The organism is Streptomyces griseochromogenes (assembly GCF_001542625.1).
Lineage (GTDB): Bacteria > Actinomycetota > Actinomycetes > Streptomycetales > Streptomycetaceae > Streptomyces > Streptomyces griseochromogenes.
Genome location: NZ_CP016279.1, coordinates 8,402,683 through 8,415,927 on the forward strand (window position 1 = coordinate 8,402,683; position 13,245 = coordinate 8,415,927).

The 13,245-nt window shown below is 71.1% G+C and carries 12 protein-coding genes; 8 read left to right on the forward strand and 4 right to left on the reverse strand.

Translation table 11 applies throughout. From position 1 onward, the window contains the following. Positions 1-23: 23 nt before the first annotated feature. The 3 genes from AVL59_RS36455 to AVL59_RS36465 are packed head-to-tail and all read left to right on the forward strand — an operon-like array spanning position 24 to position 2,831. Positions 24-1,001, forward strand: coding sequence for an ABC transporter ATP-binding protein (locus tag AVL59_RS36455; protein ID WP_237281774.1), 978 nt, complete (start codon positions 24-26; stop codon positions 999-1,001). Then, positions 998-1,786: an ABC transporter permease gene (locus AVL59_RS36460; protein ID WP_067313240.1), complete on the forward strand. Its 789-nt coding sequence runs from the start codon at positions 998-1,000 to the stop codon at positions 1,784-1,786. The genes AVL59_RS36455 and AVL59_RS36460 overlap by 4 nt, the downstream gene beginning before the upstream one ends. A gap of 34 nt (positions 1,787-1,820) precedes the next feature. Beyond that, positions 1,821-2,831, forward strand: coding sequence for a COX15/CtaA family protein (locus tag AVL59_RS36465; protein ID WP_067313242.1), 1,011 nt, complete (start codon positions 1,821-1,823; stop codon positions 2,829-2,831). 1 nt (position 2,832) lies between these two features. Here the strand turns inward: AVL59_RS36465 and AVL59_RS36470 are convergent, their stop codons facing one another. From AVL59_RS36470 to AVL59_RS36485, 4 genes are all read right to left on the reverse strand, one after another. Next, positions 2,833-3,570, reverse strand: a complete 738-nt coding sequence (locus AVL59_RS36470; RefSeq protein WP_067313244.1) for a nucleotidyltransferase domain-containing protein — start codon at positions 3,568-3,570, stop codon at positions 2,833-2,835. Between the two features lie 39 nt (positions 3,571-3,609). Next, the gene (locus AVL59_RS36475) at positions 3,610-4,725 is read right to left on the reverse strand and encodes an amidohydrolase family protein (protein ID WP_067313246.1); all 1,116 of its coding nucleotides are present in this window, start codon (positions 4,723-4,725) and stop codon (positions 3,610-3,612) included. A 175-nt stretch (positions 4,726-4,900) separates the two neighbouring features. Further along, on the reverse strand, positions 4,901-5,221 hold the full coding sequence (locus AVL59_RS36480; RefSeq protein ID WP_067313248.1) for a hypothetical protein: 321 nt from the start codon (positions 5,219-5,221) through the stop codon (positions 4,901-4,903). A gap of 58 nt (positions 5,222-5,279) precedes the next feature. Next, positions 5,280-6,269, reverse strand: a complete 990-nt coding sequence (locus AVL59_RS36485) for a heme o synthase (RefSeq protein ID WP_067313250.1) — start codon at positions 6,267-6,269, stop codon at positions 5,280-5,282. A 379-nt stretch (positions 6,270-6,648) separates the two neighbouring features. On the opposite strand from AVL59_RS36485, the gene tkt reads away from it, so the two are divergent. From tkt to pgl, 5 genes are read left to right on the forward strand one after another with little or no spacing between them, the layout of a single operon-like run. Further along, positions 6,649-8,736, forward strand: a complete 2,088-nt coding sequence (gene tkt / locus AVL59_RS36490) for a transketolase (protein ID WP_067313252.1) — start codon at positions 6,649-6,651, stop codon at positions 8,734-8,736. A gap of 33 nt (positions 8,737-8,769) precedes the next feature. Beyond that, a complete protein-coding gene (gene tal, locus AVL59_RS36495; RefSeq protein ID WP_067313254.1) occupies positions 8,770-9,888 on the forward strand; it encodes a transaldolase in 1,119 nt (372 codons plus the stop codon). A gap of 1 nt (position 9,889) precedes the next feature. Next, positions 9,890-11,428, forward strand: coding sequence for a glucose-6-phosphate dehydrogenase (gene zwf / locus AVL59_RS36500; RefSeq protein ID WP_067313256.1), 1,539 nt, complete (start codon positions 9,890-9,892; stop codon positions 11,426-11,428). Continuing rightward, a complete protein-coding gene (opcA, locus tag AVL59_RS36505) occupies positions 11,425-12,465 on the forward strand; it encodes a glucose-6-phosphate dehydrogenase assembly protein OpcA (RefSeq protein ID WP_067313258.1) in 1,041 nt (346 codons plus the stop codon). Before zwf ends, opcA begins: the two co-directional genes overlap by 4 nt. After that, positions 12,462-13,244 carry a 6-phosphogluconolactonase gene (gene pgl, locus AVL59_RS36510; protein WP_067313260.1) on the forward strand — a complete coding sequence of 261 codons (783 nt, stop codon included), beginning with the start codon at positions 12,462-12,464 and terminating at the stop codon, positions 13,242-13,244. The genes opcA and pgl overlap by 4 nt, the downstream gene beginning before the upstream one ends. Position 13,245 lies beyond the last annotated feature (1 nt).

Consider the following 13,245-nt stretch of genomic DNA (forward strand, 5'->3'; position numbering starts at 1 on the left):
GCATCGCCTTAGACTCCGGATCCATGCGAAGTGAGCCCGCCCGCCCGTCTCCCGACCCCCACCCCTCGACGAGACGCTTCGCGCCGCACCCGCTCATCGAGGTCCAGGCCCTGGTGAAGCGGTACGGCACGAAGACCGCGGTGGACGGCCTCGACCTGGTGGCCCAGGCGGGGGTGACCGCCGTACTCGGCCCCAACGGGGCGGGGAAGACGACCACGGTCGAGACCTGCGAGGGGTACCGGAAGCCGGATTCGGGCACGGTGCGCGTCCTGGGCCTCGACCCGGTACGGCAGTCCGCCGAGCTGCGTCCACGGATCGGCGTGATGCTGCAGTCCGGCGGCGTGTACTCCGGTGCCCGGGCGGACGAGATGCTGCGGCACGTCGCCCGGCTGCACGCGCACCCGCTGGACGTGGACGCGCTGATCGAACGCCTGGGACTCGGCTCCTGCGGGCGCACCGGCTACCGCCGGCTGTCCGGCGGCCAGCAGCAGCGGCTCGCGCTCGCCATGGCCGTCGTCGGGCGCCCGGAGCTGGTGTTCCTGGACGAGCCGACCGCCGGCCTCGACCCGCAGGCCCGCCGGGCCACCTGGGACCTGGTCCGGGACCTGCGCGCCGACGGCGTCTCGGTGATCCTGACCACGCACCACATGGAAGAGGCCGAGCAGCTCGCCGACGACGTGGCGATCATCGACGGCGGCCGGGTCATCGCCCAGGGCTCCCCCGAGGAGCTGTGCAAGGGCGGCGCCGAGAACACCCTGCGCTTCACCGGCCGCCCCGGCCTCGACGTGGGCTCGCTGCTCAAGGCGCTCCCGGCCGACTGCACGGCCGCCGAGCTGACCCCTGGCGGCTACCGGGTCGTCGGCAAGGTGGACCCGCAGCTGCTGGCCACGGTGACCTCGTGGTGCGCCCAGCACGGGGTGATGCCGGACCGGATCTCCGTGGAGCGGCACACTTTGGAAGACGTCTTTCTCGAGCTCACGGGCAAGGAATTGCGCTCATGACGACCGCGACGGGTACCTACGCCCCCAAGCCGGGCGCCGCCCCGCTCCCCCGCATGATCGCGGCCCAGGCGGCGCTGGAGACCAGGATGCTGCTGCGCAACGGCGAGCAACTGCTGCTGACGGTCGTGATCCCGACCCTGCTGCTGGTCCTGTTCAGCTCCGTGGACATCGTCGACACCGGCAAGGGCAAGGCGGTCGACTTCCTCGCCCCGGGCGTCCTGGCCCTCGCCGTGATGTCGACGGCGTTCACCGGGCAGGCCATCGCGACCGGCTTCGAGCGCCGCTACGGCGTGCTGAAGCGGCTCGCCTCCTCCCCGCTGCCCCGCTGGGGCCTGATGGCCGCGAAGACGGCGTCCGTCCTGGTCACGGAGGTCCTCCAGGTGATCCTGCTGACGGCGATCGCCTTCGCGCTGGGCTGGTCCCCGCAGGGCGCTGGGACATTCACCAGCGTGCTCGCCGTCCTGCTCCTGCTGGTCCTCGGCACCGCCGCCTTCTCCGGGCTCGGCCTGCTGATGGCGGGCACGCTGAAGGCGGAGGCGACCCTGGCCGCCGCCAACCTGGTCTTCCTGCTGCTGCTCGTCGGCGGCGGCGTGATCGTGCCGCTGGAGAAGTTCGGCCCGGCCGGGCAGCACGTCCTCGGGCTGCTGCCGGTCTCGGCGCTCTCGGACGGCCTGCGGGACGTGCTCCAGCACGGCGCCGGAACGCCGTGGGGCGATCTGGGGATCCTCACCGTGTGGGCCGTGCTGGGGCTCGCGGCCGCGGGAAAATTCTTCCGCTGGGAGTGACCCTCGTGAAAGCGTGCACAAGCGGCGGCCTACGATGGTGCGCGTGCCAAAGCTGACCCGCGCCGACGCCGTAGCGGCCCTGCGCAACCCGCTCGCCTTCATCGCCGACCGCTGGACCCCTGCCCCCCGCACGGTCCGCAGGGCGGCGCTCGCCGCGCTCGTCATGTCGGTGGTCATCGTCGTCACCGGCGGTGCCGTCCGCCTGACCGGCTCGGGCCTGGGCTGCCCGACCTGGCCCGAGTGCACCGACGGCTCACTGACGCCGACGAGCGCGCTGAGCTATCACAGCGCCATCGAGTTCGGCAATCGCATGCTGACCTACGTGCTGTGCGCCGCGGTCGGCTGGGCGATCATCGCCGCGCGCGCCGGAAAGCCGTACCGGCGCGGCCTGACCCGGCTGGGCTGGGCGCAGTTCTGGCTCGTGATGGGCAATGCGGTCCTGGGCGGCATCGTGGTGCTCGTCGGCCTCAACCCGTACACCGTCGCGGCGCACTTCCTGCTGGCGACGGCCCTCATCGCGGTCGCCGTGCTGATGTGGCAGCGCGCCCGCGAGGGCGACGGCGCGCCCCGGCCGCTGGTCGGCAAGGCCGTGCAACAGCTGGTCTGGTTCCTCGTCGTCGCCTCCGTCCTGCTGATCGCGGTCGGCACGTTCGTCACCGGCGCGGGCCCGCACGCGGGCGACACCAGTGACGTCAAGCGCATCCCGATCGACTGGGAGACCATCGCCAAGCTGCACGCCGTGCTCGCCTGGATCGTGGTGACCCTCACCTTCGCCCTGTGGTTCGTCCTCAAGGCCGTCGACGCCCCCAAGGGGCCCCTCGACCGCACCCGCGACCTGTTCCTGATCCTGCTCGGGCAGGGCGTCATCGGCTACGTCCAGTACTTCACGCACCTGCCCGAGGTCCTCGTCGGCCTCCACATGTTCGGCTCGTGCCTGGTGTGGATCTTCGTGCTGCGCGTTCTGCTGTCGCTGCGGGAACGCCCTCAGGACGCCCTGGACGTGCCCGGTCCCTCGGCCGGGGTGACGGTGGGCACGCGCGCGTGAGTCACCCGTACGTGTTCACCAGCGCGTCGATCGCGGGACCGAGGTAGGCGCGGGTCAGCTCGGCGCGGCGGTCGGGCCAGCCGGCGTCCGCCGGGGCCGGCTCCTCGTAGCGCCGGCGCGTGATGTCCTCGACGACCTCCTCGGGCGCGCCGAGAGCGGGCAGTTCGGCGAGCGCCTCCCGCTTGGAGATCAGCCGCCCGTCCCGCAGGGTCACGGTGGCCCGAGCGAAGGTCAGCAGCCCCAGGTCGACCCAGATGTCCTGGCGCCACAGCCGTGCCTTGTCGACCGCGGGCCGCCAGAAGCCGCGCTGGTCGTCCACGACGAAGTCGTTGAGCTGCCGGTCCGGTACCGCGGGGAGCAGTCCCGCCGGTGCCCTGCCGTGCAGCACCCGGCCGAAGTCGTGCAGCTCGCGCCGGGTGACGGGGGTGACCGGCCGGCGCATGACATGTCCGTGGGCCCAGGTCAGGTGCGAGCGGCCCGGGTCCTGAAGCGTGGCCGGCGTGAGGTAGCTGCAGTGCAGCCGTCCGGCGAGCGGCTCGGAACGCAGCCTCCGGTGCAGCGTCACCACCCGCCGTACGGTGCTCAGGCTCCGCGGGCCCGGCAGGACCGCGATCAGATCCAGGTCGCTGCGGCCCTCCTGGTAGTCCCCGCCGGCCAGTGAGCCGTGCGCCCAGACGGCGACCGGGCTCAGGTCCGAAAGCGCGTGTAAGAAGCGGGCGAGGAGCGCGTCGGTCGGCATCGCACCATTCTGTACGGCACCCGCACTTCCGTACAGCGCTCAGCCCTCACCCCTCAGCCCGTACACCCGCCGCGCGGTGTCCGCCGCGACCATCCGGGCCACCCGCTGCGCGTCCCCGAGGCTCCACGCGCCGTCGGCGACCCAGGTGCCCAGCACCCGGGCGAGGGCCTCGCGGAACAGACGGGCGCCGACGACGTGCAGCTCGGGCAGGCCGTGGGCGCCGCTGGAGAAGAGGATCTTGCCGAAGGGGGCCAGCTCCAGGATCTCGGCGAGCACCGTGGCCGCGCGGGCGCCGGTGCGCACGAGGGCGGCGCCCGAGTCGGCGTACACATGCGGGAAGACACCGGCCAGGTGGGCGGCGTGGCGGTGGTACGGGTAGCCGTGCAGCAGGATCAGGTCGGTGCCGAGGCCCGCGGTGGCCCGGACGAAGTCGGTGAGCAGCACCGGGTCCGTGCGGTCGATGCGCGAGCCCGGTTCGCCGAGGCCGGCGTGCAGTTGAAGGGGCAGCCCCGAGGCGACGGCGATCCACAGCAGGTGCCGCAGCAGCACCGGGTCGGTCAGCTCGCCGCCCACCCGCCGCCCGGCCAGCCAGCGGGCCGCCGCACCTCGCACCTCCCCCGGCCCGGGCGGTTCGGGCGCGAGGGCGAGGCCGTGTCTGAGACCCGCGACGGAGGTGAAGGCGACGGCCTGCCCGGCGGCTCCGTGCACCGATTCGGCGAGATTGGCGAGGAAGGACTCGACGGTGCCGGAGGTGTCGGCGACCTGCTCCGCGAGCAGTTCGAGGCGGACGATCTCATGAGCCTGGGCGGCACCGGCCGACGCCATCTCGGTGGGGCCGGTCAGGTCGCCGGGCAGGCCCGTGTCGACCAGATACGTGGTGATGCCGCTGCCGCGCAGCAGCCTGCGGCCCGCCTCCAGGACGCCCAGTTCACGGCGCCTGGCCAGGTAGTGGGCGGGCGCACAGTGCGGTTCCAGGCCGAGGAGGGGCGGGCACCAGCGCCGTACGGCGAAACCCGTCTGGGTGTCGAAGAGGGTGGTGCCGGCGGCGGGCGGACCCTCGGTGCGGGCCAACTGGGCCTCGAAGGTGCCGAGGCCCAGCTCCGTTCGCAGTACGCCGTGGCAGTACTGGTCCACCAGGGACGGCGTCTCGATCATTCCGGCTCCCCGTGGGTCGTGGTCTTACACGTCCTAACGGGTGAACGGGATTGAGGTCGCGGTTCGGGCTCGGGAGTGCGCGTGGCTGCGCGGCTTCGGGCCGGATCCGGCCGGTCGCGCCCACGCGGCGGAGCCGCACACCGATACAGCCCCACGCCCCCGAGGGGCGCGCTGGTCAGCCGCCGAGCTGAATGCCCGCCATCCGCTTCCACTCGTACGGGCCCGTCTTCACCTTCGCCGCGAACTCGCCGTCGAAGGACTCGTGGACCGTGATGCCGGACTTCTCCACCGCCTGCTGGGCGATCTCGGTGCTGGGTGCCACCAGGTCGCCCCAGCCGCCGTCCTCGCCGACCAGGACGATGCGGGCGCCGCGCTCGCCGATGTGGGCCACCTGGCCCTCGGCGCCGCCGTGCGCCTTGGCGAAGGCGCTGATCTGGTGGGCGAGCCGGGTCGCCGTGCGCTCGGCCTTCGGGTCAACCTGCTGCGTGTCTGCCATGACCTGGATGCTACTCACGAGTAGATCGGCTGGCGAGAGCAGGCCCCTGTGACGTGTGTCAGCGCAGGAAGGGGTCCACCGCGACGGCGACGAACAGGATCGACACATAGGTGATCGACCAGTGGAACAGCCGCATCTCCTTGAGCTTCACGCCCGTCACCTCGGCCCTCGCCCGGTTCTGCAGGCCGTGCGCCTCCCACAGCCAGAAGCCGCCGGCAGCGAGCGCGACCACCGTGTAGAACCAGCCGGTGTAGCCGAGCGGGGTCAGCAGCAGGGAGACGACGACCATCACCCAGCTGTAGATGACGATCTGCCGGGCGACCACCTTGTTGGAGGCGATCACCGGGAGCATCGGCACGCCCACGCGCGCGTAGTCCTCCTTGACCTTCATGGACAGCGGCCAGTAGTGCGGCGGTGTCCAGAAGAACATGACGAGGAAGAGGATGATCGGCGCCCACGACATGGAGTTCGTGACGGAGGACCAGCCGATCAGCACCGGGAGACAGCCGGCGATGCCGCCCCACACGATGTTCTGGGACGTACGCCGCTTGAGGATCATCGTGTAGACGACGACGTAGAAAAGGAGCGCTCCGAGGGACAGCCAGGCGCTCAGCCAGTTGACGGTCAACCCGAACAGCAGCGTCGAGACGACCGCGAGGGTGATGCCGAAGGCCAGGCACTCGGGCGGGCTGACCATGCCGGTCACCAGCGGGCGCTGCGACGTACGGTCCATCAGGGCGTCGATGTCCCGGTCGATGTACATGTTCAGCGCGTTGGCGCCGCCCGCCGAGAGGTAGCCGCCGACGCAGGTCAGCAGCACCAGCTTCAGATCGGGAACACCCCGCTGCGCCAGGAACATCACCGGAACGGTGGTGATGAGCAGCAGCTCGATGATCCGCGGCTTGGTCAGCGCCACGAACGCCTTGACACGGGCCCCGAACGGCCGGTGAACCGGGCCCCGGCTCGCACCACCGAGCTCGCCCTCCCCCAGAGCCTTAAGGGCCTGGGAGGTGCCCCCAGGACGGGATTCGACGGCCGTCACGCACACCCCTGACAGAGACATCCCAGCAAGCCTCCCCGTGTGAAGTCCCGGTAAAGGCTCGCGCGTACCACGCCACTTTAGACGTTGCCCATACCCCGGCCTTCGCGGGGGTGGGGTCGTGTTGGCGGGCGTCCCATCAGAGGGGTCATAGGGCTCGATTGAGCGGTCAGATGAGCGGCTCCGTATTCATGTGCCGAATGCGTTCTCGGCCAGTCGGGAGGCGGATCGCACAGAGTCCCGGCAGTCTGGAATCACTCGAAAAAATGCACGTCCTCACGGGGGTAGGCTCAGCACGGCCGGTGGGGCAGAAGCGCACCGGCAGCCGGGGTGGGCGCATGCCCCGAGGACCGGCGACCTGACATGTGGAGAGGAGCCCTGACCCAGGGTGAGCACCAAGCCGACCACCACAGACCTTGAGTGGAACGAGCTGGACCAGCGGGCCGTGGACACCGCCCGCGTCCTGGCCGCCGACGCCGTACAGAAGGTCGGCAACGGCCATCCCGGTACGGCGATGAGCCTGGCGCCGGCCGCCTACACCCTCTTCCAGAAGGTGATGCGGCACGACCCCGCCGACCCGGAGTGGGTCGGGCGCGACCGCTTCGTGCTGTCCGCCGGCCACTCGTCCCTGACCCTCTACACGCAGCTGTTCCTGGCCGGTTTCGGTCTGGAGCTGGACGATCTGAAGGCGTTCCGGACGTGGGGGTCGAAGACCCCGGGCCACCCGGAGTACGGGCACACCAAGGGCGTCGAGACGACGACCGGCCCGCTCGGTCAGGGTGTCGCCAACGCGGTGGGCATGGCCATGGCCGCCCGCTACGAGCGCGGTCTGTTCGACCCGGACGCCGCGCAGGGCGAGTCCCCCTTCGACCACTTCGTCTACTGCATCGCCGGTGACGGCTGCCTCCAGGAGGGCATCTCCGCCGAGGCCTCCTCGCTCGCGGGCCACCAGCGGCTCGGCAACCTGGTCCTGCTGTGGGACGACAACCACATCTCGATCGAGGGCGACACCGAGACCGCCGTCTCCGAGGACACCGTCAAGCGCTACGAGGCCTACGGCTGGCACGTGCAGCGGATCGCCCCGAAGCCGGACGGCGACCTCGACCCGCACGCCATCTACAACGCGATCGAGGCCGCGAAGAAGGTGACGGACAGGCCGTCCTTCATCGCGATGCGCTCGATCATCGCCTGGCCGGCCCCGAACGCGCAGAACACCGAGGCCGCGCACGGCTCTGCGCTCGGCGACGACGAGGTCGCGGCCACCAAGCGCGTCCTCGGCTTCGACCCGGAGAAGACCTTCGACGTCTCCGCCGAGGTGCTCGGCCACACCCGCGAGGCCCTCGACCGCGGCCGCCAGGCCAAGACCGAGTGGGAGAAGTCCTTCCAGGAGTGGCGCGACAACAACGCCGAGCGGGCCGCCGAGTTCGACCGCATCAGCCAGGGCGAGCTGCCCACCGGCTGGGAGGAGAAGCTCCCGGTCTTCGAGGCGGGCAAGGGCATCGCGACGCGTGCCGCCTCCGGCAAGGTGCTGCAGGCGCTCGGCGCGGTCGTCCCCGAGCTGTGGGGCGGCTCCGCCGACCTCGCCGGGTCGAACAACACGACCATCGACAAGAACAGCTCCTTCCTGCCGGCGGACAACCCGCTGCCGGAGGCCGACCCGTACGGCCGGACCATCCACTTCGGCATCCGCGAGCACTCCATGGGCGCGGAGATGAACGGCATCGCCCTGCACGGCAACACCCGGATCTACGGCGGCACGTTCCTCGTCTTCTCCGACTACATGCGCAACGCGGTGCGCCTGTCGGCCCTGATGCACCTGCCGGTGACGTACGTGTGGACGCACGACTCGATCGGCCTCGGCGAGGACGGCCCGACCCACCAGCCGGTCGAGCACCTGGCCTCGCTGCGCGCCATCCCGGGCCTGAACGTCGTCCGCCCGGCCGACGCCAACGAGACCGCGATCGCCTGGCGCGAGATCCTCGCGCGCTACACCAAGGAGTTCGGCAAGGGCGCCCCGCACGCCCTCGCGCTGACCCGCCAGGGCGTGCCGGTCTACGAGCCCGACGACGACGCGGCCAAGGGCGGCTACGTCCTGTTCGAGGCCGACGGCGGCGAGGCCCAGGTCATCCTGATCGCCACCGGTTCCGAGGTGCACGTCGCCGTCGAGGCGCGCGAGCAGTTGCAGGCCGACGGGGTACCGACGCGGGTCGTGTCGATGCCGTCCGTGGAGTGGTTCGAGGAGCAGGACCAGGGGTACCGGGACAGCGTCCTGCCGCCGCACGTGAAGGCGCGGGTCTCGGTCGAGGCAGGGATCGGTCTCACCTGGCACAAGTACGTGGGGGACGCCGGTCGCATCGTTTCCCTGGAGCACTTCGGTGCTTCCGCCGACGGCAAGGTGCTCTTCCGCGAGTTCGGCTTCACTGCCGAGAACGTGGCCGACAAGGCCCGGGAATCCCTCGCCGCCGCCCAGCGCTGACGCTCATATACGACACGTAGGAGATGTAATTCCATGACAGACGCACTCAAGCGCCTCTCCGAGGAAGGCGTCGCGATCTGGCTGGACGACCTGTCGCGCAAGCGGATCACGTCCGGCAATCTCGCCGAGCTGATCGACCAGCAGCACGTCGTGGGCGTCACCACCAACCCGACGATCTTCCAGAAGGCGATCAGCGGCGGCGACGGCTACGAGCAGCAGCTGTCCGACCTCGCCGCCCGCAAGGTCACCGTCGAAGAGGCCATCCGCATGATCACGACGGCGGACGTCCGCGACGCCGCCGACATCCTGCGCCCGGTCTTCGACGCCACCGACGGCCAGGACGGCCGGGTCTCCATCGAGGTCGACCCGCGCCTGGCCCACAACACCCGGGCGACCGTCGCCGAGGCCAAGCAGCTGGCCTGGCTGGTCGACCGCCCGAACACCCTGATCAAGATCCCGGCCACCAAGGCGGGTCTGCCCGCGATCGCCGAGACGATCGGGCACGGCATCAGCGTCAACGTCACGCTGATCTTCTCCCTGGAGCGCTACCGCGCGGTCATGGACGCCTACCTCACGGGCCTGGAGAAGGCGCGCGAGAAGGGCCTGGACCTCTCGCTGATCCACTCCGTGGCGTCCTTCTTCGTGTCCCGCGTGGACACCGAGATCGACAAGCGGCTGAACGCCCTGGGCACCGACGAGGCGAAGGCGCTGCGCGGCAAGGCCGCCGTCGCCAACGCGCGCCTCGCCTACGAGGCGTACGAGGAGGTCTTCTCCTCCGACCGCTGGAAGGCCCTGGAGAACGCGGGCGCCAACAAGCAGCGTCCGCTGTGGGCGTCGACGGGTGTGAAGGACCCGGCCTACCCGGACACGCTGTACGTCACCGAGCTGGTCGCGCCGAACACGGTCAACACCATGCCGGAGGCCACGCTGGAGGCCACCGAGGACCACGGCGAGATCACCGGCGACACCGTCTCCGGCACCTACGCAGAGGCCCGCGCCGACATCGACGCGCTGGAGAAGCTCGGCATCTCCTACGACGACGTCGTACAGGTGCTGGAGGACGAGGGCGTCGACAAGTTCGAGGCGTCCTGGAACGACCTGCTGAAGTCGACCGAGGCGGAGCTCAAGCGCCTCGCCCCCTCGGAGGGCTGAGTTGTCACCCCTTGCTGGTTCCGGAGCGAACCCGCTTCGTGACCCCGCCGACCGACGGCTCCCGCGTATCGCGGGGCCGTCGGGCCTGGTGATCTTCGGCGTCACGGGCGACCTGTCCCGCAAGAAGCTGATGCCCGCGGTGTACGACCTCGCGAACCGGGGTCTGCTGCCGCCGGGCTTCTCCCTGGTGGGCTTCGCCCGCCGCGACTGGGAACACGAGGACTTCGCCGAGGTCGTGCACGACGCGGTCAAGGAGCACGCGCGCACGCCCTTCCGTGAGGAGGTCTGGCAGCAGCTCATCCAGGGGATGCGCTTCGTCCAGGGCACCTTCGACGACGACGACGCCTTCGAGCGGCTGCGCGCCACCATCGAGGAGCTGGACAAGGCGCAGGGCACGGGCGGCAACTTCGCCTTCTACCTGTCCGTGCCGCCGCGCTCCTTCCCGGTGGTCATCCAGCAGCTGAAGAAGCACGGCCTGACCGACCAGAGCGGCGGCTCCTGGCGCCGGGCGGTCATCGAGAAGCCGTTCGGCCACGACCTGAAGTCGGCCGAGGAGCTGAACAAGGTCGTGCACGAGGTGTTCGAGCCGGACCAGGTGTTCCGGATCGACCACTACCTCGGCAAGGAGACGGTCCAGAACATACTGGCGCTGCGTTTCGCCAACACGATGTTCGAGCCGATCTGGAACCGGTCCTTCGTGGACCACGTGCAGATCACCATGGCCGAGGACATCGGCGTCGGCGGCCGCGCCGGCTACTACGACGGCATCGGCGCCGCCCGGGACGTCATCCAGAACCACCTGCTCCAGCTCATGGCCCTGACGGCCATGGAGGAGCCCGCCTCCTTCGGCGCGGACGCGCTGGCCGCGGAGAAGGAGAAGGTGCTCGGCGCGGTCCGGCTGCCGAAGGACCTGGGCCGCAGCACCGTCCGCGGGCAGTACGCGGCAGGCTGGCAGGGCGGCGAGAAGGTCATCGGCTACCTCGAGGAAGAGGGCATCGACCCGAAGTCGAAGACCGACACCTACGCGGCGATCAAGGTCGAGATCGACAACCGCCGGTGGGCGGGCGTCCCCTTCTACCTGCGCACCGGTAAGCGTCTCGGCCGCCGCGTCACCGAGATCGCCGTCGTCTTCCAGCGGGCCCCGCACTCCCCCTTCGACCACACGGCGACGGAGGAGCTGGGCCAGAACGCGATCGTGATCCGTGTCCAGCCGGACGAGGGCATCACGGTCCGCTTCGGCTCCAAGGTGCCGGGCACCTCGATGGAGATCCGGGACGTGTCCATGGACTTCGCCTACGGCGAGTCCTTCACGGAGTCCAGCCCGGAGGCCTACGAGCGGCTGATCCTGGACGTGCTGCTGGGCGACGCCAACCTCTTCCCGCGCACGGAGGAGGTCGAGCTGTCCTGGAAGATCCTCGACCCGATCGAGACGTACTGGGACAAGCACGGCAGGCCCGCGCAGTACAAGTCGGGCACCTGGGGCCCCGCCGAGGCGGACGAGATGCTCGCACGAGACGGACGGAGCTGGCGCCGGCCATGAAGATAGACCTGACCGGCACCACCGCCGGCGCGATCAACAAGGCGCTCGTGCAGGGCCGCCGCGCCATCGGCACCCCCGCCGTCGGCATGGTCCTCACCCTCGTCATCGTCACCGACGAGGAGAACGCCTACGACGCCCTGAAGGCGGCCAACGACGCCTCGCGCGAGCACCCCTCGCGCACGCTGGTGGTCATCAAGCGGGTCTCCCGTTCCCCGCGCGACCGTACGACGTCCCGTCTGGACGCCGAGGTCCGGGTGGGCGCGGAGGCGGGCACCGGTGAGACGGTGGTGCTGCGGCTGTACGGCGAGGTGGCCGACCACTCCGACTCGGTCGTCCTGCCGCTGCTGCTGCCGGACGCCCCGGTCGTCGTGTGGTGGCCGGTGAACGCCCCGCTGGACCCGGCGAAGGACCCGCTGGGCGCGCTCGCCCAGCGCCGGGTCACCGACACCTACGCCGCCGAGCAGCCGGTGCGGGAGCTGTCGGCCCGCGCCGATGCGTACACGCCCGGCGACACGGATCTGTCCTGGACCCGGATCACGCCCTGGCGCTCGATGCTGGCGGCCGCCCTGGACCAGGTGGTCTGTGACGTGAAGGCCGTCGAGGTGGAGGGCGAGGAGTTCAACCCGAGCTGCGAGCTGCTCGCGATGTGGCTCGCGGACCGTCTGGACGTCCCCGTCAAGCGCTCGCTGTCCTCGGGACCGGGTCTGACCGCCGTCCGCATGGACACCAGCTGCGGAGCGATCGTCCTGGACCGTGCCGACGGCTCGCTGGCCAACCTGGCCATCGAGGGCCAGCCGGCCCGCGCGGTGGCGCTCAAGCGGCGGGACACCGCCGAGCTGATCGCCGAGGAACTGCGCCGGCTCGACCCGGACGACACCTACGCCTCGGCGCTGCGCTACGGCGTGGACCGGCTGGCCTCGGGCGCCGAGCCCGCCGCGCCGGAGCCGGTGGCGGAGCCCGAGGCTCAGGCCGCCGAGGCTCCTGCCAAGAAGGCGGCCGCCAAGAAGGCCCCGGCGAAGAAGGCGGCGGCGAAGTGAGCACTCCACAGCTGGTCGTGCACCGCGACAAGGAACTGATGGCGCAGGCCGCGGCGGCCCGTCTGATCACGAAGATCGTGGACGCGCAGGCCTCCCGGGGCCAGGCGTCCGTGGTCCTCACGGGCGGCCGCAACGGCAACGGCCTGCTGGCCGCGCTGGCGGCGGCGCCGGCCCGGGACGCCATCGACTGGAGCCGGCTCGACCTGTGGTGGGGCGACGAGCGCTACCTTCCCGAGGGCGACCCGGAGCGCAATGTCACGCAGGCCCGCGAGGCCCTGCTGGACGCCGTCCCCCTGGACCCGGAGCGCGTACACGCAATGCCCGCCTCCGACGGCCCGTACGGTGCGGACGTGGAGGCGGCGGCCGAGGCCTACGCCGCGGAACTGGCGAAGGCCGCCGGGCCGGAGAACCACGGCTCGGTGCCCACCTTCGACGTGCTCATGCTGGGCGTCGGCCCGGACACCCATGTGGCCTCGCTCTTCCCGGAGCTGCCGGCCGTGCGGGAGACGGAGCGCACGGTGGTCGGCGTGCACGGCGCGCCCAAGCCGCCGCCGACCCGGATCAGCCTGACCCTCCCGGCGATCCGGTCGGCCCGCGAGGTATGGCTGCTCGCGGCCGGCGAGGACAAGGCGGAGGCCGCGGCCATCGCCCTGTCGGGCGCGGGTGAGATCCAGGCTCCGGCGGCGGGCGCGTACGGGCGCTCGCGAACGCTGTGGCTGCTGGACGCGGCGGCGGCTTCGCAGTTGCCCCGGTCGCTGTATCCGCCCGCGTCGCCGTAGG